This window comes from Yinghuangia seranimata (genome assembly GCF_029953285.1).
Taxonomy (GTDB): Bacteria; Actinomycetota; Actinomycetes; order Streptomycetales; family Streptomycetaceae; genus Yinghuangia; species Yinghuangia seranimata.
On sequence record NZ_JASAOI010000045.1, the window covers coordinates 100,334 to 118,834 of the forward strand.

The following is an 18,501-nucleotide window of genomic DNA, read 5'->3' on the forward strand; positions in this document are numbered from 1 at the left end:
TCCGTCATGCCGTCTCCGCCACCTTCCGCCGTCCGAGGTACGCCTCGCGCACCGCCGGGTCCGCCTGGATCTCGGCCGGGGTGCCGGTGACCAGCGGGCGACCGTGGTGCAGCACGGTCACCGTCCTGGCGAACGCGGCGACGACGTCCAGGTTGTGCTCGACCAGCAGCACCGCCACGTCGTCCGACAGGTCGCGCAGGACGGCCAGCAGCACCGTGACGTCCGCGTCGGTGAGACCCGCCGCGGGTTCGTCGAGCAGGAGCAGGCGCGGCCGACCCGCCAGGGCGACCGCGAGGTCGAGCATCCGCCTGCGCCCGTGCGACAGTTCGCCGGCCTGGCGGTGCTCGAGGCCGGTCAGCCCGACCGTTTCGAGGATGGCACGGCAGTCGTCCGCGATCCGCCGCCGCCCCGCCCGCCGCCACGGTGCGGCGGTGTGGTGGTGCCACGCGCCGAGCAGCACGTTGTCGAGCACGGTCGCGACCGGCACCACCGACGGGTGCTGGAAGGTCCGGGCGATGCCGCCGCGCGAACGGCGGTGCGGGCGCTGCCAGGTGATGTCGCGTCCGGCGAAGGCGATGCGGCCGCTGGTCGCCAGGTCGGTGCCCGCGATCAGGTTGAGCAGGGTCGTCTTGCCGGCTCCGTTGGGGCCGATGAGGGCGTGCCGGGCACCCTCGGCGACGGTCAGGTCGGCGCGGTCGAGGGCCACGAACGAGCCGTACGAGCGCGTCAGTTCCGTGACGGTGAGCAGATCGGTCACCGGGCGTCCGCCTCCTCGGGCACCGGCGCGCCGGACGCGGGCACGGTGCCGTCGCCTGCCCCGGCGGCCGCCGGGGTGCGCGGCACGAGCCCCGGCACGCGCAGCCCCATCCGGTCGGCCAGCGACCGCAGTTGCTGCGCGACACCGGCCGCGCCGTTCGGCAGCAGGTAGACGGCGATCAGGAACAGGATGCCGAGGAACAGCGGGGCGTGCCCCGGCCACCAGTTGCCGAGCTTGTCGCGGGTGAAGACGATCAGCCCGGCACCGGCGAACGCGCCCGCGGTGGAACGGACTCCGCCGATGACGACGGCGAGCAGCGCGAGCGCGGAGATGTCGAACCCGACGTCCTGCGGCGACACGTAGCGCGCGTAGGTCATGAGCAGTGCTCCACTGATACCGCTGATCGCTCCCGCACCGGTGTAGGTGAGCAGCAGGTAGCGGTCGACGGGGTGGCCCGCGGCGCGCATGCGGTCCTCGTTGTCGCGGACGCCGGCGAGCAGCAGCCCGGCGGGCGAGCGCAGGACGAGCGCGGTGATCCCGGCCACGACCAGGGCGACGACCAGCACGTACAGGTAGATGTCCTGGTCGTCGAACAGTTCGGCGCCGCCGGGGAAGATGCGCGCGGGCGGCGTGCTGACGCCGTCCGAGCCCCCCGTGAACTCCTTCCACTGCACCGCCGCCGTCGCGGTCAGCTCGCCGACCGCGAGGGTCAGCATGAGCGCGACGACGCCGCGCGCGCGGATCACGACGATGCCGGTCACGGCCGCGAAGAGCGCGCCCGCGAGCGCCGCCGCGGGCAGTTGCAGGAGCCCCGCGGTGATGTCGTGCCGGGTCAGCCACGCGGTGGTGTAGGCACCGACCGCGTACGGCGCCACCTGGCCCATGGTGGCCAGCCCGGCGTGCCCCGTGAGCACGCCGACGCCGACCGCGAGCAGCCCGAACACCAGCGCCTGCGTGGCCAGGACGAGCGTGTACGTGTCGACCAGCTGCGGCAGCACGAGCAGCCACACCACGACCACCGCGAGGGCGGCCCGGCGTGCCACGGTGCCGTAGCGGGACGACATGGCGATGACGGCGGACAGTCGCGTGTTCACGCGCCGCCTCCCTTCAAGGCCCGGGCCCGGGTCGCCAACACCCGGGCGCGGGCCGCGAATTCCGGGAGGATCCCGGAACCCGAGCGGACCAGGAGCGCGATCCCCATCGCGCCGAAGAGCAGGTACGGCGCGAGGTCGGGGGCGAGGACGACGCCGAGCGTCTGGACCTCGCCGACCGCGATCGCCGCGAAGAGCGCGCCCAGCACCGAGCCGAGGCGGCCGACCACCACGATGATGAGGGACCACAGCATGACCGTGTCGGCGGTCTCCGGCGACGGGGTGATGATCGGCGCGCCGAGCACCCCCGCGCCGCCCGCGAGCGCGCCCGCGACGACCAGCGTCGCGGTGTGCACGACGCGCGGGCTGAGCCCCAGCGCCGCGACCATCTCCGGGTCGTCGGTGGTGGCCCGCACCGCGGCGCCGGCCGTCGACCGCACCAGCAGCCAGTAGCCGAGGCCGGCGAGCAGCGCCGCGACGCCGATGAACGCCAGGCGGTAGGTCGGGTACTGGTGCCCGGCGATGGTCACCGAGTCCTCCAGCGCCTTGGGCACCGCGACCTGCCGCTGGTCGGCGCCGAAGTAGGACACCAGCATGTCGCCGCCGACCAGGGCGATGCCGAAGGTGAGTAGTGCCTGGTCGAGATGGCCGCGGCGGGCGACCGGCGCGACGGCGACGGCGAGGACGCCGCCGCTCGTCGCACCGGCCGCGGCGCCGACGGCCAGGGCGAGCACGAGCATGCCCCAGCTGCCGTCGCCGATGTCCGCCGCGATGTACGCGCCCATGGCGTACACGGTCCCGTGTGCCAGGTTCAGCACGCCGCCCGAGCCGAACGCCAGGGTGAGCCCCGCGGCGACGACGAAGAGCAGCATTCCGTAGGCGACCCCGTCGAGCGCGGGGATCAGGTGCGCGTCTAGCCAGTCCACCGCGGCTCCTTTCCGGGTCGTCGCGTGATCGGTCGTGGGCGCGTCATGTCAGCCGGCCCGCTCAGCTGCCGAGGGTGGCGAGTTCCTGGACGACCACGTTCGACAGCACCTGGCCGTCGGGCCGCACCTGGCGCAGGTACCACTTCTGCACGGGGCTGTGGTTCGCGCCGAACTGCCAGGCGCCGCGCGGGCTGTCGATCTGGCCGAGGCCACGGATGGCGTTGTTGATGGCCTCGGAGGTCACCTTGCCGTCGATCGCGGTGATCGCCCGGTCGAGCACCGAGCCCGCGTCGAAGGAGCACATCGCGTACAGGTTGGGCTGCGTCTTGTGCTTGGCGTTGTACGCCGAGACGAAGTTGCGGTTGGCCGGGTTGTCCAGGCCGGGCGCGTAGTTGAGCACCGAGTAGATGTCGCGCGCGGCGTCGCCCTCGGCGGCCAGCGTGGCGCCCTCGGTCAGGAAGCCCGCGGCGTACAGCGGGATGTCCTTGGCGTCGGACTGCTTGTACTGCTTGACGAAGTCGACCGCCGCGCTGCCCGCGTAGAACGTGTAGACGGCCTTGGCGCCGCTCTGCGCGATCTGCGACAGGTACGGCAGGAAGTTCGTGGTGCCCGGCCACGGCGTGAAGGTCGGCTTGCCCCCGGAGTTGGCGACCTGGCCGCCGGCCTTCACGAACGTGTCCGTGAAGCCGCGGATCTGGTCCTGGCCACCCTGGTAGTCCGGGCCGATGATGCCGACCGGGCCGTTCACGGTGTCCTTGACGTACTTGGCGATCGCCGCGCCCGTCTCGTCGGACATCCAGCTGGTGTTCCACACCCGGTCGATGTTCTGCAGGTTCGGGCGTCCGCCGGAGCCGATGAGCGGCACCCGGTTGTCGGCGAGCATCGGCGTGATGGCGGCGACCGCGGCGCCGCTGGAGACGCCGACCACCGCGGCGACCTTGTCCTGCTTGACCAGCTTGGTGGCGGCCGACAGGGACACGCCGGGGGCCTCGCCCTCGTCCGCCACGACGACCTCGATCTTGTGGCCGCCGAACTTGTTGTTGTGCTGCTCGACGTAGAGCTCGAAGCCGCGCTTCATGTCCTCGCCGATGGACTTGTACACGCCGGACAGCGGCACCAGCAGGCCGAGCTTGACGGTGTCGTTGTTCGAGCCGCTGTCCTTCGAGCACGCCGCGGTGGCGACGAGGGCGGCGGCGAGCACTATCGAGGCGGCGGCGCGCCGCCGGGTGCGCCTGATCAGAGACATGTCGTGCGACTCCAGCAGGGTCGTGGCCGGGCCAAAGGCCCGCCGGGGAAGGGGGGTTGAGCGGAGGTGACGTTCATGCACGCCGGGCCCGGGTCCGCCGGTGGGCGGGCCCGCGGGGCCGTTGTGGCATGCGTCGGCCCGGGCGCGGCTCCGGCGGTCGCCGGCCGCGCCCGTACGGCCGCCGGTCAGCCCTGCGGCGCGGGCTGCGCGGAGAGCCGGAAGCGGGCCCGGGCCACCGCGGTCAGGGCGGGGCCGACCTTGTCGATGAGCTGCGCCATCTCGTACGACACCTGCCGCACGTCGCAGTCGTGGGTGGCGAGCACCAGCAGCGAGGCGGGGTCCTCGGAGGTGTACGCCATGGAGAACAGGAACCCGCCGTCCATCTCGGTGAGGTTGCTGCGGACCGGGGCGACGTCCATCGCCTTGGCGGCTCCGGCGAGCAGGCCGGAGAGGCCGGAGGCCACCGCGCCCAGCTGGTCGGCGAGCGCCTGGGGAAGCGTGTCGCCGCCGGTGTGCGCGACCGTGATGCCGTCCGCCGAGACCGCCAGGGCGTGCACGATCTCGGGGACGCGGCCCGCGAAGTCCACCAGAAGCCAGCCCAGTTCGCTCTCGCTGATCTCCGTCACGTCAGTTCCCTGCCTCGAAGTTCGGTTGCCTGGGGACGGGTGAGCACCGCGCGGTGCTCACCGGAGGAGGGTCCGTCCGGGGCACCCGGGGACGCGTCGGCCGCGCCTCCGGGGATTCGGCCGGCCCGGGTGCCCGAGGCGAACGCGGCCATCGCGTCGGCGACCCGGCCCGCGTCGCGCGGCCGTTCCGTCGTACGCGCGGGGACGCGCTGCTGTTGGGCGGGCACCGTGGCGGGTGCCTCCTGCAGGTGCGCGCGCGGCACGCGGCGCGGCAGGCCCGACGTCGTCGGCGCGGACTGGGGGTGTCCGAAGCCGGCGTCGTGCGGGACGTGGGAAGTGCCGCTGTGCGTGGGCGCGTCGTCGCCGGATCCCGGGGCGGCGGGTGACGGGGACGCGAGGGGACCGGACGGCGCGGAGCTCGCCACCCAGCCGGAGCGTGCGGGCCGCGACGGGCCGCCGTCGGCCGGGACGCCGCCCGCCGGACCGCCGAGCGGTCCGCCGAGCGGGGTGCCGAGGGGCGCGCGCGGTGCGGTGCCGTTCGAGGCGGCCGCGGCCGGCGCGAGCGGGTCGGCCGGGCTCCCGGCCGGACCGCTCTCGGGCAGGCCCTGCGGTGCGGTGCCGCTGACCAGCTGCGGGGTGGCGGTGCGGGTGATGGCGCCCGCGGCCACGACGCTGCCGATGACGGTGGTGTCGGCGGCGGCCGCGCGGTGCCGGCCCACCCGGCGCACGCTGGTGAGGACCCCGGCGGGGAGGACGACGACGGCCACGGTGCCGCCTTCGTCGCCCTTCTCCAGGCTGACCTCGACACCGAGCCGGACGGCGAGCGTGCTGACGACAGTGAGGCCCATGAGCCGCACGGAGTCCAGGTCCACGGAGGAGGACCCGGCCAGCCGCGCGTTCAGCACCTCGCGCCGGTCGGCGCGCAGCCCGAAGCCCTGGTCGGCGATGTGCACGACCGCCCTGTCGCCCTGCACCCCGACGTCGACGGACACCGGCGTGCCGGGCGGCGAGAACATCGTGGCGTTGTCGAGCAGTTCGGCCAGGAGGTGGGCGAGCGGGTCGGTGGCGCGGCCGGCGATGGTGACCCCGATGTTGCCGCCGGGCAGGTGGACACGCGTGTAGTGCTTGATCCGCTGGGCCGCGACGCGGACCACGTCGAGCAGCGGCGTGTCGTCCCGGACGCGCGCGGAGCCCTCGCCGCCGAGCACGAGCAGGTTGTCGTGCGTGCGGCGCATCAGGTTGACGTGGTGGTCGATCGCGTAGAGGCGTTCGAGGCGCTCGGGGTCGGCCTCGCGCTCCTCGGCACGGTCGAGTTCGCGCAGCAGGTCGTTGGTCTGCACCTGGCCGCGGCGGGCCAGGTTGACGAGGATGGCACTGGTTCCGGCGCGTTCGCCCGCCAGGTTGGCGGCCAGTCGGACCGCCTCCTCGAAGACGATCCGGAACGCGTCGCCGACCTCGGCGATCTCGTCGCGGCCGTCGACCTTGACGGCGGCGCCGGCCAGCGACGCGAACTCGTCGGGCGTCGCGGAGCCGAGGACGTCCGGGTCGCGCAGCGTCTCGACCGCGGCGGGCAGCCGCTCGTAGGCGACCTCGTGCGCGGACTCCTGCAGCGACCGCAGCCTGCGGATCATCTTGCGGCCGAGCCGGATGACGATGGTCGCGGCGGCCGCGATCGCGAGCACGATGGCGGCGATCTCGCCGGTCGCCCACCACACCTGGTGGTCGCGGATGTCGGTGACGTCGTCGAGGACCGTCTGGTCGATCTCGGCCTCGACGCCGCGCAGGCGCGCGACACGTGCGTCCAGGACGCCTGACCACTCGTTCGGGTCGAGGGCGAGCAACGAGTCTGCGGGCGTGCGCGCCACGAGGTCCTCGAGGCTCTGCGCACGTGCCAGCTTCTCGCCGACGAGGCTGTGCTCGAGGAGCGACTGCCACTCGGGGCGGGCGGAGCCGGCGAACGACCGCAGCCCCTCGCCGTAGCCGGCGCGCGCTTCGAAGATCTCCTGCTGGGCGGCGCGGTTGAAGCCGCCCGGGCCCAGCGCGCGCAGTACCGCGACCTCCTGGAGGCTCGCGGACTCGGCGGCCCGCGACAGCTCCGAAGCGGTGCGCAGGTCCTCGGCGTTGGCGGCCGGCGCGCCCGCGAACTGGGCTACGCCGGAGCGGTAGTCCATCAGGCCGGCGACCAGGATGCGGTAGCTGAACCCGGCGGCGCTGAGCGGCGTGCGGTGCGTCTGCACGCCGTACCGCAGTTCACCGAGGCCGGCGAGGCCCGCGTCGACGGCGCGCAGCGCCTGGGTGACCTCGGCCGGGGCCCCGTCGACGTCGGCGCGGCTGCTGCGGTAGCGGGCCACTTCGGCGTCGGTGGTGCCGACCTGGCGGCGGTACGCCTCGGCGGCGTCCTGGTTCGACGCCGGCAGCAGCATCAGCGTCGCGGCGGTGCGCTCGGCCTGGAGCTCGTGCGCGAGCCTCCCGGCCGCGCCGCTCGCGACGACGAGTGAGCGCAGGTCGGCCGCGTCACTCGCCTTGCTTATGGACGACTCGACCGCTAACCCGGCGAACCCTACGGCCACCACAAGCGGAACGCCGACCATCAGCGTGAGTGTTCGTGTCAGCTTCACGCGGGCGACCCCGCACGCAGCAACGCCTCCATTGGAGGAACCCCCGTTCTCGTCCGCCAACTCGACGCCGGGAGGCTACTCGCCCCGTACCCGAATGCACGAACATCGCTGGTCAAGCGCAACTGATCCCCCGGAAGGGCGTGTTCCGCATCCGCACCGGCCAACAACCTGACGGATCGTCACCAAGACACCGCAGGCGGTCGCGCGAACTCCCGTGGCGCACAACGTAGCAGGGGATCGGGGCACGGATCACTAAGGGGGATCATGCAATTTCAGCCATACGCCACCGAATTCACGTGTCTGTAACGCCGCGTTGACGATGAGGAGTCCGACGTTCCGGTTTACCGGCGGACCTGGGCCGCAATTGTCGGCAACCCGCGCCGATTTCCGTTACGCGGGCGAAAACGTGTCCCGGACCGGGGATTCGATCCGGTCGCCTTCGATCCGCGGTGATCGAATTCGGCGTATTCCGAATTGTTGGGTCTGGCAGGGCCGTTGCGGGCACACCGTGAAGCCATGTCCGAGAACCGCGCCCGACACCGGCGCACCCAGCCGACGGCGCGCTGGTGCGCGGCCCTCCTTCTCGGGGCAGTTGTCGCCACGGCGCACCCGCTCTCCGGCACCCGCCCGGCTCCCATGGGGATGGAAGGCACGCCGACGACGACGTCCACACCTATAACGGTGGCCGCGACGCCTCCCGTGCTCCCGGCTCCGTCGGCGCCGGACACGCGGACGGCCGCGGCACCGACCACGACGGCGAGCACGACGCCCATGCCGACTTCTCCCCCTGCCAGCGCTCCCCCGCCGCCCACAACCGCCGCGACGCCGGGCAGGACGACCGCCACCGCACGCCCGACCCGGCCCGCCTCGCTGCGGGCCGGCTCGACCGGACCCGAAGTCACCGACCTGCAACGCCTGTTGATCGCGCTCGGCAAGACGTACGTCGACGACATCGGCCGCTACGACAGCCGCACCACCCGCGCGGTCACCGAACTCCAGCAGGAGTACGGCGTCGAGGGCGACCCTCCGGGCGTGTACGGCCCGGCCACCCGCGCGGCGCTCGGCGGCGGCTGACGCGCGCCCACAGCGGCCTCCCGCGATCGTCGCCCCGACTGCTGCACCGGACCGCTGCGCCGGGCCGCGCCCGATCGTGCTGCGAGGCAACACGACCGTGCGGCGATCGGCCGTTGATCGGCGGCGGCGGCGGAAGAAGACTGAGGAGGGCTGTGTGCGGCGCCGTCCGCCGCCCCGACTCCGGCCAAGGGACCACCATGTTCGAGCAACACGCTGCCGACCTGTACCTCGTGCGGTCCGACCAGGGGATGGTCCTCGACAGCGTGGAGTGGGGCGGCTGGGTCGAGTACGGCGGTCCGGGCTGGGGCGTGGAGTACGGCGGCCGGGCCCAGCGCGACGAGCCGGGCGGCGAGCGCTTCGCCGGCCCCGCACCGCACGTCGCGCCCGCCGACGTCGTCGAGCTGAGGACCGCCCGCGGCGGCCGCTGAGCCCGCCCTCGGCAGACCCGCCCGCGCGGCATCGGGCCGCGCCGGCGGGACTCCTCCGGACCGCACCTGACCGAGCGTGACCGGCCGGGCATCGGTGAATGACCGGAATTCGCCCCGCCCTCCCTTCCCGCCCACCTCTCCCCCGTCACCGCGCCTTCGTCAGCGCGCCGTCCAGGATCTCGGCCGCCGTGTCGATCTCGTCCTCGGTCACCGTCAGCGGCGGCGCGATGCGCAGGCACGCGCTCATCTCGCCGTGCTGGCCGCGCACGATGTTCATGCAGAGCCCGGCCCGTTCGCACGCGCCGGTCACCGCGTCGCCGAACGCCGTGGCCGGCTTGCGGGTGTCGCGGTCCTCGACCAGCTCGACGCCCCACAGCAGGCCGAGGCCGCGCACGTCGCCGACCCCCTCGTGGCGGTTCTGCAGTTCGCGCAGGTGCGCGCCGAGCCGCTCCCCGCGCTCGCGGGCCCGGGCGGCCAGGTCCTCCTCCTGCACGACGTCCAGGACGGCGAGTGCCGCAGCGGCGGGCAGCGGGTCGGACTGGTGGGACGTGTAGTAGAGCAGCCCGCGGTCGTACGCCGTCTGCTCCAGCTCCGCGGTCGTGACGACCGCGCTGATCGGCAGGCCCCCGCCCAGCGTCTTGGACAGCGTCACGAAGTCCGGGGTGATGCCGAACAGTTCCATGCCGAACATGGCACCCAGCCGGCCGAAGCCGGTCTGCGCCTCGTCGAGGATCACCATCATGCCGCGCTCGTGCGCGAGCCCCGCGAGCTTGGCGAAGTAGCCGTCCGGCGGGACGATCACGCCGCCCGCGGACAGCACCGGCTCGGCGATCACCGCGGCGGGCGCGCCGGTGCTCTGCTCGTCGTACATGTCGAAGCCGACGTCCAGGCACGTGGTGTCGCACGTGTCGGTGCAGTGCCGCACCGGGCAGCGGTACGCGTACGGCGCCGGCAGCGCGAACACGCCCGGCATCGTGGGCCCGTGGCCGCGCCGCCCCGCCGAGTAGGTGGACGCCTGGCTGCCGCCGGTCATGCCGTGCCAGCTCCGGGTCAGCGCGAGCACCTCGAAGCCGCCGGTCGCCAGCTTCGCCATGCGCAGCGCGGCCTCGTTGGCCTCGCCGCCGGTGCTCAGGAGCATGACGCGGTCGAGCGGGTCGGGCAGCAGGCCGGTCAGCCGCTCGGCCAGGTCGAGCACGGGCGGGGCCAGCATGCGGGAGTTGAGGTGCACGTTCTCGCGCAGCGCGCGCTCGACGGCGGCGGTGATGCGCGGGTGGCCGTGGCCGATCGTGGCGCAGATCTGGCCCGACGTGAAGTCGAGGATGCGGCGGCCCTCGGTGGTCTCCAGCCACGAGCCCGACGAGCGCGCGATCACCTCCGGCCAGAACTCCCCCGCGTAGCGGACCATCAGCTCGGCTCGTGGATCCATGGCGTCCCTCCGGTGGGTGCGAACGTGTGCTTCGATGCTCGCGCCGGGGATCATGCGAAACCAGCGGAAGTTTCCGAAGCATGACCGTGGAAGGATTCGAACGATCGGCGACCGGGTGGAGGGAAAGTGCTGGAGCTGCGCCGCTTGCGGCTGCTGAGCGAACTGCGGGTGCGCGGGACCGTGACGGCCGTCGCCGAGGCGCTGGCGTACAGCCCGTCGACCGTGTCGCAGCAGCTGGCCGAGCTCCAGCGCGAGGCCGGTGCCGTGCTGTTCGAACGCGACGGGCGGCGGCTGCGGCTGACCGCGGCCGGCTTCGTGCTGGCCGACCACGCCGACGCGCTGCTGGCGCGTATGGAGCAGGCCGAGGCCGAGGTCGCGGCGACGGTCGGCGCAGTGGCCGGGGTGGTGCGGATAGCGGCGTTCCAGACCGCGATGAGCCTGGTCGCGCCGGCGCTCGCCGAACTGGCCGTACGGCATCCGGCGCTGCGGGTGGAGACCCGGGTGACCGAGCCGGACGAGGCGCTCGCCCTGGTCGAGCGGCGCGGCTGCGACCTCGCGGTGTTCGACGAGTTCACCACCGCGCCGCGCCCGCGAACGTCGGGGCTGCACGTGGAGGAGCTCCGGCTCGACCGCATCCACGCCGTGCTGCCGCGCACGCACCCGGCTGCGGCGCGGCCCGCGGTGCCGATCACCGCCCTGGCCGCCGACGTCTGGGCGGCCGGCCCGCCGGAGACCAGCCACGGCCGCCTCGTCGACGAGGTGTGCCGTGACCAGGGCGGCTTCCCGCCGGACATCCGGCACCGCACGTCAGACGCGCTGGCGCTGCTTTTCCTGGTGGCCGCCGGGCAGGCCGTGACCCTGCTGCCGGAACTGGCCCGGCCGGAACGCGACCCGGCGGTCGCGGTGGTGCCGATCGACGGCGCGCCGGTGATCCGACGGATCCTGACGGCGGTTCGCGAATCGGCCCTGCACAGCCCTGCCTTGGCTGCGGTACGGGCGGCGCTGCGCCCGGGCGGGTGAGCCCGTCACAGCAGGGGTTCGAAGGCCTGGTAGGCGGCGAAGTCGGTGAAGTGCCGTGCGTAGAGCTCGGATCCGTCGCCGAGCCGTTCGTCGAGCACCCGGTTGACGTCCACGACCTGCACCAGCCGCCAGGTCACCCGCTCCCCCGCCTCGTTCGCGTACGAGGTCTCGAGTCCCCGCCCGTGGACGGCGGCCTTCTCCCACGCCCGCGTCTCGTCGTCGGCCTCCAGCAGCACGAACGTCTCCTGGAACAGCGGCTCCCGTCCGGGGGCTTCGGAGACCGCTTCGGTGAGCACGACGGCGATGTACACGGCCATGGGGAAGGCCTCCGGGCTACTTCTTGAACCGGTTGTCGTTGAGCAGCTTCCACGCCGTCTTACAGCTCGCGGCAGCGCAGTTCCTGATCTCGCCGAGCGTGTCGCCGTAGTGCTGGCCGGGGAACACCGAGCGGATGGACCCCTTGCGGCACCGCGAGATGAAGTTGTTCGCGATCTCGCCGAGGTTGTCGTTGGCGTCGCAGGGCCCGCGCAGTTCGACGGCCGCGGCCGGAGCCGCCTGCGTCGCGGCGAACGCCTCGGGCGCCGCAGGGACGGCCAGCATCAACGCGAGCGACAGCGACGCCGTCACCCTTCGCGCCGAGCATCGCCGCCTGAGCGACCGGTCCGCGGTGTCGGCCGACATGCTCAGCACCCCACGAACTTCTGGTAGGCGATCCACACTTCGCCCTTGCCGTTGAGGCTGATGTCGCCGCTCTTGTGCAGATAGGTGTACGCGCCGCGGTACTTGCGCAGCTGGCCGAACGGCGACTCCAGCGCCATGTACGGCGAGTCGAGCTTCCAGTCACCCGAGTACTCGGCGTACACGCCGTCGGTCCCGTCCGTGCCGCTCGACCAGCAGGCCCGCCCGCCGGAGTACAGGACGAGGTTCCCGTCGTACTGCATCTCCAGCCGGTAGCCGCCGTTGCGCAGGCAGTGCCCCGGGATCAGCTTGTCCGTGAACGACGTCCCGTCGTTCCGGCACTCCGACCGCGCCTGCGGCTCCGCCTGCGCCGCCACAGCGACCGGCGCCGGCCCGACCGCGGCCGCAACCGCGGCCACCAGGTTGACGGCTGCCAGGACACAGACGCGCGAGAGCTTCATGCGTACTGCCTTTCTGCGGACGTACACGATCACGATGCACACAGACAGTAGCATCAAGAACACATAACGTAGTGATCACGTCCAGATGACGCCCACTCCGTCGGCGACATCGGCCGGTCGCCCACTCGGAGTCGGCTCCGGCCGGGCTCAACCGCTGCGCGGCGGCTCGCCGGCGGCCAGGGCGCGGATCACTCTGGGGAGGACGACCGCGTTCCAGCCGGTCGTGCCGATGCCGTACTTCGGCTTCGCGGCGCCGGTCAGCCAGACGCGGACCTGGCCTTCGTGCATGTCGGCGTGGGAGACGGCCGCCCAGTCGATCGGCTTGGCGAGCCAGCGGCGGAAGCGCAGGCCTTCGCTGTTGGTGTCGATGCGTTCGGACGCGGTGCTGCCGAAGGTGATCGTCGCGCCGTCCTCGATCTCGTGGAGCGCGGCGGCGGCTATGCGTGGGCAGGCGGTCCCCTCCAGGCGCGCGACCAGGCGCAGCCAGTTGGCGCGTGAGTCGGCCATCTCCGTGCCGCGGCGGTAGGCGTCCCACATGAAGACCTGCTTGCGTTCCCCGCTCGCCAGGCCGATCTGGTAGGTCGCCTGGTTGATCCGCGCCGCGGCCCAGTACGACACCCGGTCCAGCTCGTCGAGCCGGAAGACCTCGTCCCCCACCGCGATGACGCTGTCGTCCGCGACCAGTTCGCGCCGGCCCTTGCGGACGCGGATCTGACGTCCTTCGTCCCTCGTCTCGGTCATACCGGGGAAACGGATCGTTTCGCGTGCCGGTTCAGGGCGTGCGGGCGGGACCCGAGGCGGTGCCCCGGTGCGTGGGGGCGGATGCGGGCGGCGTACGTTCCCCGCATGATGCGCACACGGGGAACAGCTCTCGCCCGATTCGCCGCCGCGCCGGCCGCGCTGGTGACCGTCCTTGCGACGGCCGGGTGTTCGTCCGACTCGTCCGACTCCGGCCCGGCCGTCTCCGTCCAACAGGTGCGCGCCCACGAGGAGTCCCTCGCGGAGGGCGCGCCCTGTCCGTTCAAGTTCGACGAGGTGAAGGCCCTGCGGGCATCCGGGGTGACGGGCCGCGTGGGCCCGGGCACTCCGCCCGCCGTGGGTGACGCCGGCCCGGCCCGGCCCGCGACGCCGGCGCAGCCGTCCTCGAGCAGCGCTCCCGCGCGCCCCGCGATACCCGGCACGCCGGAGGTCTGGCTCATCACCTGCAGCTACCGCGCGAACGCGACGGACGTCAGTGTGGCGGTGCTGGCCAGCCCGGCGGCCGAGAGCGCGGTCAGCATGCTCGCACCGCTGATCGTCAAGGGCGGGGAGATCTCGACGGCACAGCTCGAAGCGTTCCTGCCCGGAGCGATGACGGCCGAGCCCGGGGCGGTCTCGCTCACGCCGGGTCCCGGTGCCGCGGCGGTGGTGCGTGTTCCAGTCAAGGGCGAAGGCGGCGTCGCGCTGCTGGTCACGACGGAGACGGGGAGCGACCACAGCCCCGATCCCGCGCTGTCCGGCGAGGCGCTCCGCAAGGTGGCTGCGGCGTTCGCGGAGGGCGTGCGGTTCTGATCCGTCCGGCGGCCGCCACCAGGGGCGGCGGCCACCCCTGCCCGGCCTCGTCGCCAGGACCGGCAAACCGGGCAACTGTAGCGTTGAAGGAGTGCACAGCCGCGATCCCGCCCCGGCGGCCCTGGCCCCCGTGATCGGGGCGCTGGTGGCCCACTGGTCGCCGTTTCTGCTGATCGCGGTCGCCGCGGCCGCCGACATCGCCGCGCCGGAGGCACGACGGTTCGACCAGTTGCTCGCCGCCGCGCCCGCACTGGCCGCCGCGACCTGGGGGGTGCCCGGCACCCTCCTGATCGGGCTGCTGTCCGCCGTGATGGAGTTCGCGCTGAGCTACGAGCGGAACGACGCGTTCGCGAACCAGTCGGGGATCGGCACCGGGGTCATCCTCGCGGTGACGCTGGCCGCCGCGTACGCCAGCCGGGTCCGCCAGCGCCAGGAGCGCGACCTGTCGGACGTCCGGGCCGTCGCCGAGACCGCTCAGGGGATGGTGCTGCGCCCGCTCCCGCCGCGGCTCGGGGACGTCGAGCTCGCGGTGCGGTACGAGGCGGCCGCCGCGCAGGCCCGGATCGGCGGGGACTTCTACGAGGCGCTGCGCACCCCGTACGGCGTCCGCGTGATCCTGGGCGACGTGCAGGGCAAGGGCCTGGCGTCGGTCGAGGTGGCGTCGGTGCTCCTCGGCGCGTTCCGGGAGGCGGCCTACGACACGCCGGGCCTGCCGGAGCTGCGGGCCGGCCTGGAGCTGAGCATGCAGCGCTACAGCGAGCAGCAGGCGGAGTCGGACGCGGCCGAGCGGTTCGCGACGGCGGTGCTGGTGGAGATCCCCGAGGGCGCGCCGGTCGCGCGGCTGCTGAACTGCGGCCATCCCCCGCCGCTGCGGCTGGGCGCGGACGGCGGGGTACGGGGCGTCGAGCCGTCGGTGCCGCTGCTGCCGGTCAACCTGGGGCTGACCGTGGACGACCGCCCGCAGGTGGACGAGATCGCGTTCGGCCCGGGCGACCGGCTGCTGCTCTACACCGACGGGGTGAGCGAGACGCGCGACCGGGACGGCGCGTTCTACCCGCTGGCGGAGCGGGTGCGGGCGTGGGCGCGGGAGCCGTCGGACGGGCTGCTGGACGCGCTGCGCGCCGACATGTCCGCGTTCGGCGCGGGCGAGCGGGACGACGACGTTGCGGTGCTGGCGGTGCGACGGGCGGGCGGGCCGGGGGGCTCGACCTGGCCTGACGGCGCTGACGGCACAGCGTGACTCTCGACTCATCTGTTTATGGATTTATCTACTCTTCATCCGGAACTGGGCAGAACGATGGTGTCCGACCTACCGCGCCCGACACCGAGGAGCCCTCATGCGCACCCTGCTCGCCCCCACCGACCAGTACTTCGGCTCCGCCGTCCCGGGCTCGGGCCCCAACGGCACGGCGTCCGCCGCGACCGGCAGCCTGCGGATCGCGACCAGCATCCCCTCCGACCACCCGCACGAGCCCGCCCACCGCTTCCTCTACGGCGCGACCGCGACCCGCTTCGGGACCCGGCTGCTGTTCGGCGAGACGGCCATGGCCGGCGCCCGCGGCCTGGCGATCGCCGCGCGGCTGCTGGACGGCTTCCGCGGCGGCGCCGAGCACGAGTCGGACCTCGGCCGGGTCGCGTACCAGATGGCGCTCAGCGTCAGCGAAGAACGCATGGGCAGCGCCCAGGAACTGGCCCGGCTGACCCTGTTGGAGCACCGGCCGGACGGCATGCTCGCCGTGGTCAACCGCGGCATGCCGGCCCCGGTCCTGGTCGGCTGGGGCGAGGCGCGCAGCCTCGCCCCGCCACTCGCCCAACCCGCGATCGGGTTGCTCAACCCGGGCAGCCTGCGGGTGCCGCCGCACGCGGTGCGGTCACGGCCCGGTGAGCGGATCCTGCTGTTCACCGGCCCCGAGCCGCGCACCGCCGGCGGCGGCCCGATGGCGTCCGACCCGGGGGTCGCGGCGGCGCTCAGCGGGCCCTTCAACGTCGCACTCGAACGCCTGCGCGAGGTGCTCGGCGGCGACGAGCGGTTCGTGCTCGCGGCCGCCGAGTGCCTCGTCGAGATCGGTGAGCCCGCCGACGCGACGGCCGCCAGCACCCCGGGCGAGGCGACCCGGCGCGCCCGCCTCGCCCGCAACCCGCTGCGCGCCTGACGCCGCCACGCCGCCCCGTCAGCCCCTGGCCGCCCGCGCGGTCAGGGGTTGATCGCGAGATCGACGTACGCCGCCAGCAGCACCAGGTGCATGCCGGCCTGCAGCGGGGTGGCCTTCCCCGGCACCACCGTCAGGATCCCGACGGCGACCGTGAGCGCGAGCAGCACCATGTGCGTCGCGCCGAGGCCGAGCAGCAGCGGGCCGGAGATCCAGATCGACGCGACGGCGACGGCCGGGATGGTCAGGCCCATGCTGGCGATCGCCGAGCCGAGCGCCAGGTTGAGACCGGTCTGCACGCGGTCGCGCAGCGCGGCGCGGTAGGCGGCGATCGACTCCGGGAGCAGCACCAGCAGGGCGATGACCACGCCCACGACCGCCTCGGGCAGCCCGGCCGACTCGACGCCGGACTCCAGCGTCGGCGAGATGACCTTCGCCAGCCCGACGACGGACACGAGTGCGAGGCCGAGCAGGCCGAGGCTGAACCACGCCTCGCCCGCCTCCGGCCGCGTCCCGTGCTCCTCGTCGACGGGCTCGCCGGCGGAGGTCACCGGCAGGAAGTCCTCACGGTGCCGGATGGTCTGCGTCGCGACGAACAGCCCGTACACCAGGGCGGACGCGATCGCGGCGAACACCAGCTGCTGCCCGGAGAACTTCGGTCCCGGCGAGCTGGTGGTGAACGTCGGCAGGACGAGGCTGAGCCCGGCCAGCGTCGCCACGGTCGCGAGTTCCGCGCCGGCGCCCTCGGGGTTGAACCGCGCGACCCCGCCGCGCAGCGCGCCGACCATCAGGCACATGCCGACGATGCCGTTGCAGGTGATCATGACCGCGGCGAAGACGGTGTCCCGCGCGAGCGAGGCGCCCTTCGTCCCTTCGCTGCTCACCATGAGCGTGATGATGAGCGCGACCTCGATGACCGTGACCGCGACCGCGAGCACCAGCGCCCCCATCGGCTCCCCGACCCGGTGCGCCACCACCTCGGCGTGATGCACCGCCGCGAGCACCGCCCCGGCGAGCAGCACCGCGACGACCCCCACCACCCACCCGGGATTGTCCCGCCCCCAGGTGAAGCCGAGCGCGACCAGCGCCATGATCGGCACAAACGTCGTCCAACCGAGCAGCGGTCCACGCAGAGCTTCAGCCACGCACGCGATCGTTCCATGCCAAAGCCGACTTATCGGTCATGACACCCGACGTGCAGGCCGCCCTGACGAGACGGCTTCCGGGGCGGGCTGGGCGCGTGGTGGGAGAGCACACGCGAACACGCGTGGGCCGGGGGTCACCCGCCACCGGCGAGCCCAGGGTCTGCGGCAACACGGGCCGGCCCCCGGCACCAGCGGCACGAGCGCGTCCGCCGCACCGCATCCGCATCTGGCCGGCTCAGCTCGCGCGAAGGCCTTACGTACCGCGGGCCCGGCTCCGACGGCAGGGCGCGCATCTCCCGAACAGCCCGCTCGCCTCAACCGGGTTCCAACGGAGCAGCGGTCCACGCGGAGCTCAGCCGCGCAGGCGGCCGCTCCATGCCAATGCCGGCTCATTGGTCACGCCTCTCGCCCGGACCACGCCCGGCCGTCGGGCCGGCCACCCTCGTCGGGTCCCGGCTCAGGTCGCGCGGAGGCCTGTCACCGCTTCGACGTGGCGGAGGCTCGGGGTGGCGAGGAGGGCGTGGAGTTCCTGGAAGAGGCGTCTGGCCTCCACGGCGTTCCAGTCGGCGGGGAGCAACTCGGCCGGGAGGCCCGGGTCGAGGTAGGGGAGGCGGCGCCAGGCGGTGAGCATCGGGACGTAGGCGCGGAAGGCTTCGTCCTCGGCGACCGGGGGCCGCAGCTCGGTCGCCAGCGGGCGGTACGCCGCGGTGAACTCGGCGTACTGGTCCTCGATGGCCTTGAAGTCCCACCACGTCCCGACCACCGAGGCCAGGTCGTCGAAGCCGGCGTAAGCGCCGGCGAACAGGTGGACGTAGTCGCTGAGTCCGACCCGGCCCAGCGTCGCGCGGGCGTCCGCGAGCAGCCGCCGCGGCGCGACCCACACGCCCGGCGCGGCCTTGCCGAAGCCGAGCCACGTCAGCCTGGACCGCAGCTGGTGCCGCGCGGCGCGCTCGGTCTCCGGGACCGAGAACACCGCGACGACCCAGCCGTCCTCCAGCGCGGCCGGCTCCAGGCCGCCCAGGATCCGCCGGTCGCCCTCGTCGAACACCGGCCCCAGCACGGGCGTGAGCCGGTAGCCCGTGCCCGCGCGCGGCCCGGTGCCGCGCTCCTGCGTCAGGATGCCCCGCTTCTTCAGGCGGGAGATGGCCGACCGGACGGCGGGCGCGTCGACGTCCAGGTCGGCCATCAGGGTGATGAGGTCCGCGATCGGGACCCATCCGCCGCACGGCCGCACGAACGCGCCGTAGATGGTGCTGATGAGCGCACCGGGCCGGGGCGCGGTCTCGACCATGGGCTGCCTCCGT

At 73.6% G+C, this 18,501-nt stretch carries 19 protein-coding genes; 6 read left to right on the plus strand and 13 right to left on the minus strand.

The features are described 5' to 3' along the window. Positions 1-4: 4 nt before the first annotated feature. The 6 genes from QI554_RS27595 to QI554_RS27615 all read right to left on the minus strand — a co-directional run bounded on the left by QI554_RS27595 (position 5) and on the right by QI554_RS27615 (position 7,264). Complete coding sequence (locus QI554_RS27595) at positions 5-757, minus strand: ABC transporter ATP-binding protein (protein ID WP_281473407.1); 753 nt, start codon at positions 755-757, stop codon at positions 5-7. Then, entirely contained in the window at positions 754-1,851 is a 1,098-nt protein-coding gene (locus QI554_RS43605) for a branched-chain amino acid ABC transporter permease (protein WP_425528065.1), read from the minus strand. Before QI554_RS43605 ends, QI554_RS27595 begins: the two co-directional genes overlap by 4 nt. Next, positions 1,848-2,774 carry a branched-chain amino acid ABC transporter permease gene (locus QI554_RS43610; RefSeq protein ID WP_425528066.1) on the minus strand — a complete coding sequence of 309 codons (927 nt, stop codon included), beginning with the start codon at positions 2,772-2,774 and terminating at the stop codon, positions 1,848-1,850. Before QI554_RS43610 ends, QI554_RS43605 begins: the two co-directional genes overlap by 4 nt. A gap of 61 nt (positions 2,775-2,835) precedes the next feature. Then, on the minus strand, positions 2,836-4,020 hold the full coding sequence (locus QI554_RS27605; RefSeq protein WP_281473410.1) for an ABC transporter substrate-binding protein: 1,185 nt from the start codon (positions 4,018-4,020) through the stop codon (positions 2,836-2,838). A 185-nt stretch (positions 4,021-4,205) separates the two neighbouring features. Further along, the gene (locus QI554_RS27610; RefSeq protein WP_281473412.1) at positions 4,206-4,646 is read right to left on the minus strand and encodes a roadblock/LC7 domain-containing protein; all 441 of its coding nucleotides are present in this window, start codon (positions 4,644-4,646) and stop codon (positions 4,206-4,208) included. Then, positions 4,643-7,264 carry a sensor histidine kinase gene (locus QI554_RS27615; RefSeq protein ID WP_281473414.1) on the minus strand — a complete coding sequence of 874 codons (2,622 nt, stop codon included), beginning with the start codon at positions 7,262-7,264 and terminating at the stop codon, positions 4,643-4,645. Before QI554_RS27615 ends, QI554_RS27610 begins: the two co-directional genes overlap by 4 nt. A 771-nt stretch (positions 7,265-8,035) precedes the next feature. On the opposite strand from QI554_RS27615, the gene QI554_RS27620 reads away from it, so the two are divergent. Then, positions 8,036-8,338: a peptidoglycan-binding domain-containing protein gene (locus QI554_RS27620; RefSeq protein ID WP_281473417.1), complete on the plus strand. Its 303-nt coding sequence runs from the start codon at positions 8,036-8,038 to the stop codon at positions 8,336-8,338. Positions 8,339-8,535: 197 nt separating this feature from the next. After that, a complete protein-coding gene (locus tag QI554_RS27625) occupies positions 8,536-8,766 on the plus strand; it encodes a hypothetical protein (RefSeq protein WP_281473419.1) in 231 nt (76 codons plus the stop codon). A gap of 145 nt (positions 8,767-8,911) precedes the next feature. Here QI554_RS27625 and QI554_RS27630 read toward each other — a convergent pair whose 3' ends face one another. Continuing rightward, positions 8,912-10,192, minus strand: a complete 1,281-nt coding sequence (locus QI554_RS27630) for an aspartate aminotransferase family protein (RefSeq protein ID WP_281473420.1) — start codon at positions 10,190-10,192, stop codon at positions 8,912-8,914. Positions 10,193-10,318: 126 nt separating this feature from the next. Between QI554_RS27630 and QI554_RS27635 the strand changes: the two genes are divergently transcribed. Continuing rightward, positions 10,319-11,212 carry a LysR family transcriptional regulator gene (locus QI554_RS27635; protein WP_281473422.1) on the plus strand — a complete coding sequence of 298 codons (894 nt, stop codon included), beginning with the start codon at positions 10,319-10,321 and terminating at the stop codon, positions 11,210-11,212. A gap of 5 nt (positions 11,213-11,217) precedes the next feature. Here the strand turns inward: QI554_RS27635 and QI554_RS27640 are convergent, their stop codons facing one another. The 4 genes from QI554_RS27640 to QI554_RS27655 form a co-directional block, all read right to left on the minus strand. Next, on the minus strand, positions 11,218-11,529 hold the full coding sequence (locus QI554_RS27640) for a DUF4288 domain-containing protein (RefSeq protein ID WP_281473424.1): 312 nt from the start codon (positions 11,527-11,529) through the stop codon (positions 11,218-11,220). Positions 11,530-11,545: 16 nt separating this feature from the next. Beyond that, entirely contained in the window at positions 11,546-11,893 is a 348-nt protein-coding gene (locus QI554_RS27645; RefSeq protein WP_281473426.1) for a hypothetical protein, read from the minus strand. Positions 11,894-11,895: 2 nt separating this feature from the next. Next, on the minus strand, positions 11,896-12,351 hold the full coding sequence (locus QI554_RS27650; RefSeq protein ID WP_281473428.1) for a hypothetical protein: 456 nt from the start codon (positions 12,349-12,351) through the stop codon (positions 11,896-11,898). Positions 12,352-12,498: 147 nt separating this feature from the next. Continuing rightward, positions 12,499-13,092, minus strand: coding sequence for a hypothetical protein (locus QI554_RS27655; protein WP_281473430.1), 594 nt, complete (start codon positions 13,090-13,092; stop codon positions 12,499-12,501). Positions 13,093-13,197: 105 nt separating this feature from the next. Between QI554_RS27655 and QI554_RS27660 the strand changes: the two genes are divergently transcribed. The 3 genes from QI554_RS27660 to QI554_RS27670 all read left to right on the plus strand — a co-directional run bounded on the left by QI554_RS27660 (position 13,198) and on the right by QI554_RS27670 (position 16,055). Next, positions 13,198-13,902 (plus strand): hypothetical protein, encoded by a 705-nt coding sequence (locus tag QI554_RS27660; RefSeq protein WP_281473432.1) that lies wholly within the window; start codon positions 13,198-13,200, stop codon positions 13,900-13,902. Positions 13,903-13,993: 91 nt separating this feature from the next. Further along, positions 13,994-15,142 (plus strand): PP2C family protein-serine/threonine phosphatase, encoded by a 1,149-nt coding sequence (locus QI554_RS27665; protein WP_281473434.1) that lies wholly within the window; start codon positions 13,994-13,996, stop codon positions 15,140-15,142. Positions 15,143-15,239: 97 nt separating this feature from the next. Continuing rightward, positions 15,240-16,055 carry a SpoIIE family protein phosphatase gene (locus QI554_RS27670; protein ID WP_281473436.1) on the plus strand — a complete coding sequence of 272 codons (816 nt, stop codon included), beginning with the start codon at positions 15,240-15,242 and terminating at the stop codon, positions 16,053-16,055. 41 nt (positions 16,056-16,096) lie between these two features. Here the strand turns inward: QI554_RS27670 and QI554_RS27675 are convergent, their stop codons facing one another. Both QI554_RS27675 and QI554_RS27680 read right to left on the minus strand, forming a co-directional pair. Then, positions 16,097-17,143, minus strand: a complete 1,047-nt coding sequence (locus QI554_RS27675; protein ID WP_281473504.1) for a calcium:cation antiporter — start codon at positions 17,141-17,143, stop codon at positions 16,097-16,099. Positions 17,144-17,654: 511 nt separating this feature from the next. After that, on the minus strand, positions 17,655-18,488 hold the full coding sequence (locus tag QI554_RS27680) for a PaaX family transcriptional regulator (RefSeq protein ID WP_281473438.1): 834 nt from the start codon (positions 18,486-18,488) through the stop codon (positions 17,655-17,657). Positions 18,489-18,501 lie beyond the last annotated feature (13 nt).

Bases quoted from the DNA above. Each gene is read 5' to 3' on its own strand.
- QI554_RS27605 (WP_281473410.1), bottom strand. From the start codon at position 4,020: ATGTCTCTGATCAGGCGCACCCGGCGGCGCGCCGCCGCCTCGATAGTG.
- QI554_RS27620 (WP_281473417.1), top strand. From the start codon at position 8,036: ATGCCGACTTCTCCCCCTGCCAGCGCTCCCCCGCCGCCCACAACCGCC.
- QI554_RS27625 (WP_281473419.1), top strand. From the start codon at position 8,536: ATGTTCGAGCAACACGCTGCCGACCTGTACCTCGTGCGGTCCGACCAG.
- QI554_RS27630 (WP_281473420.1), bottom strand. From the start codon at position 10,192: ATGGATCCACGAGCCGAGCTGATGGTCCGCTACGCGGGGGAGTTCTGG.
- QI554_RS27640 (WP_281473424.1), bottom strand. From the start codon at position 11,529: ATGGCCGTGTACATCGCCGTCGTGCTCACCGAAGCGGTCTCCGAAGCC.
- QI554_RS27645 (WP_281473426.1), bottom strand. From the start codon at position 11,893: ATGTCGGCCGACACCGCGGACCGGTCGCTCAGGCGGCGATGCTCGGCG.
- QI554_RS27650 (WP_281473428.1), bottom strand. From the start codon at position 12,351: ATGAAGCTCTCGCGCGTCTGTGTCCTGGCAGCCGTCAACCTGGTGGCC.
- QI554_RS27655 (WP_281473430.1), bottom strand. From the start codon at position 13,092: ATGACCGAGACGAGGGACGAAGGACGTCAGATCCGCGTCCGCAAGGGC.
- QI554_RS27660 (WP_281473432.1), top strand. From the start codon at position 13,198: ATGATGCGCACACGGGGAACAGCTCTCGCCCGATTCGCCGCCGCGCCG.
- QI554_RS27670 (WP_281473436.1), top strand. From the start codon at position 15,240: ATGCGCACCCTGCTCGCCCCCACCGACCAGTACTTCGGCTCCGCCGTC.
- QI554_RS27675 (WP_281473504.1), bottom strand. From the start codon at position 17,143: ATGGCGCTGGTCGCGCTCGGCTTCACCTGGGGGCGGGACAATCCCGGG.
- QI554_RS27680 (WP_281473438.1), bottom strand. From the start codon at position 18,488: ATGGTCGAGACCGCGCCCCGGCCCGGTGCGCTCATCAGCACCATCTAC.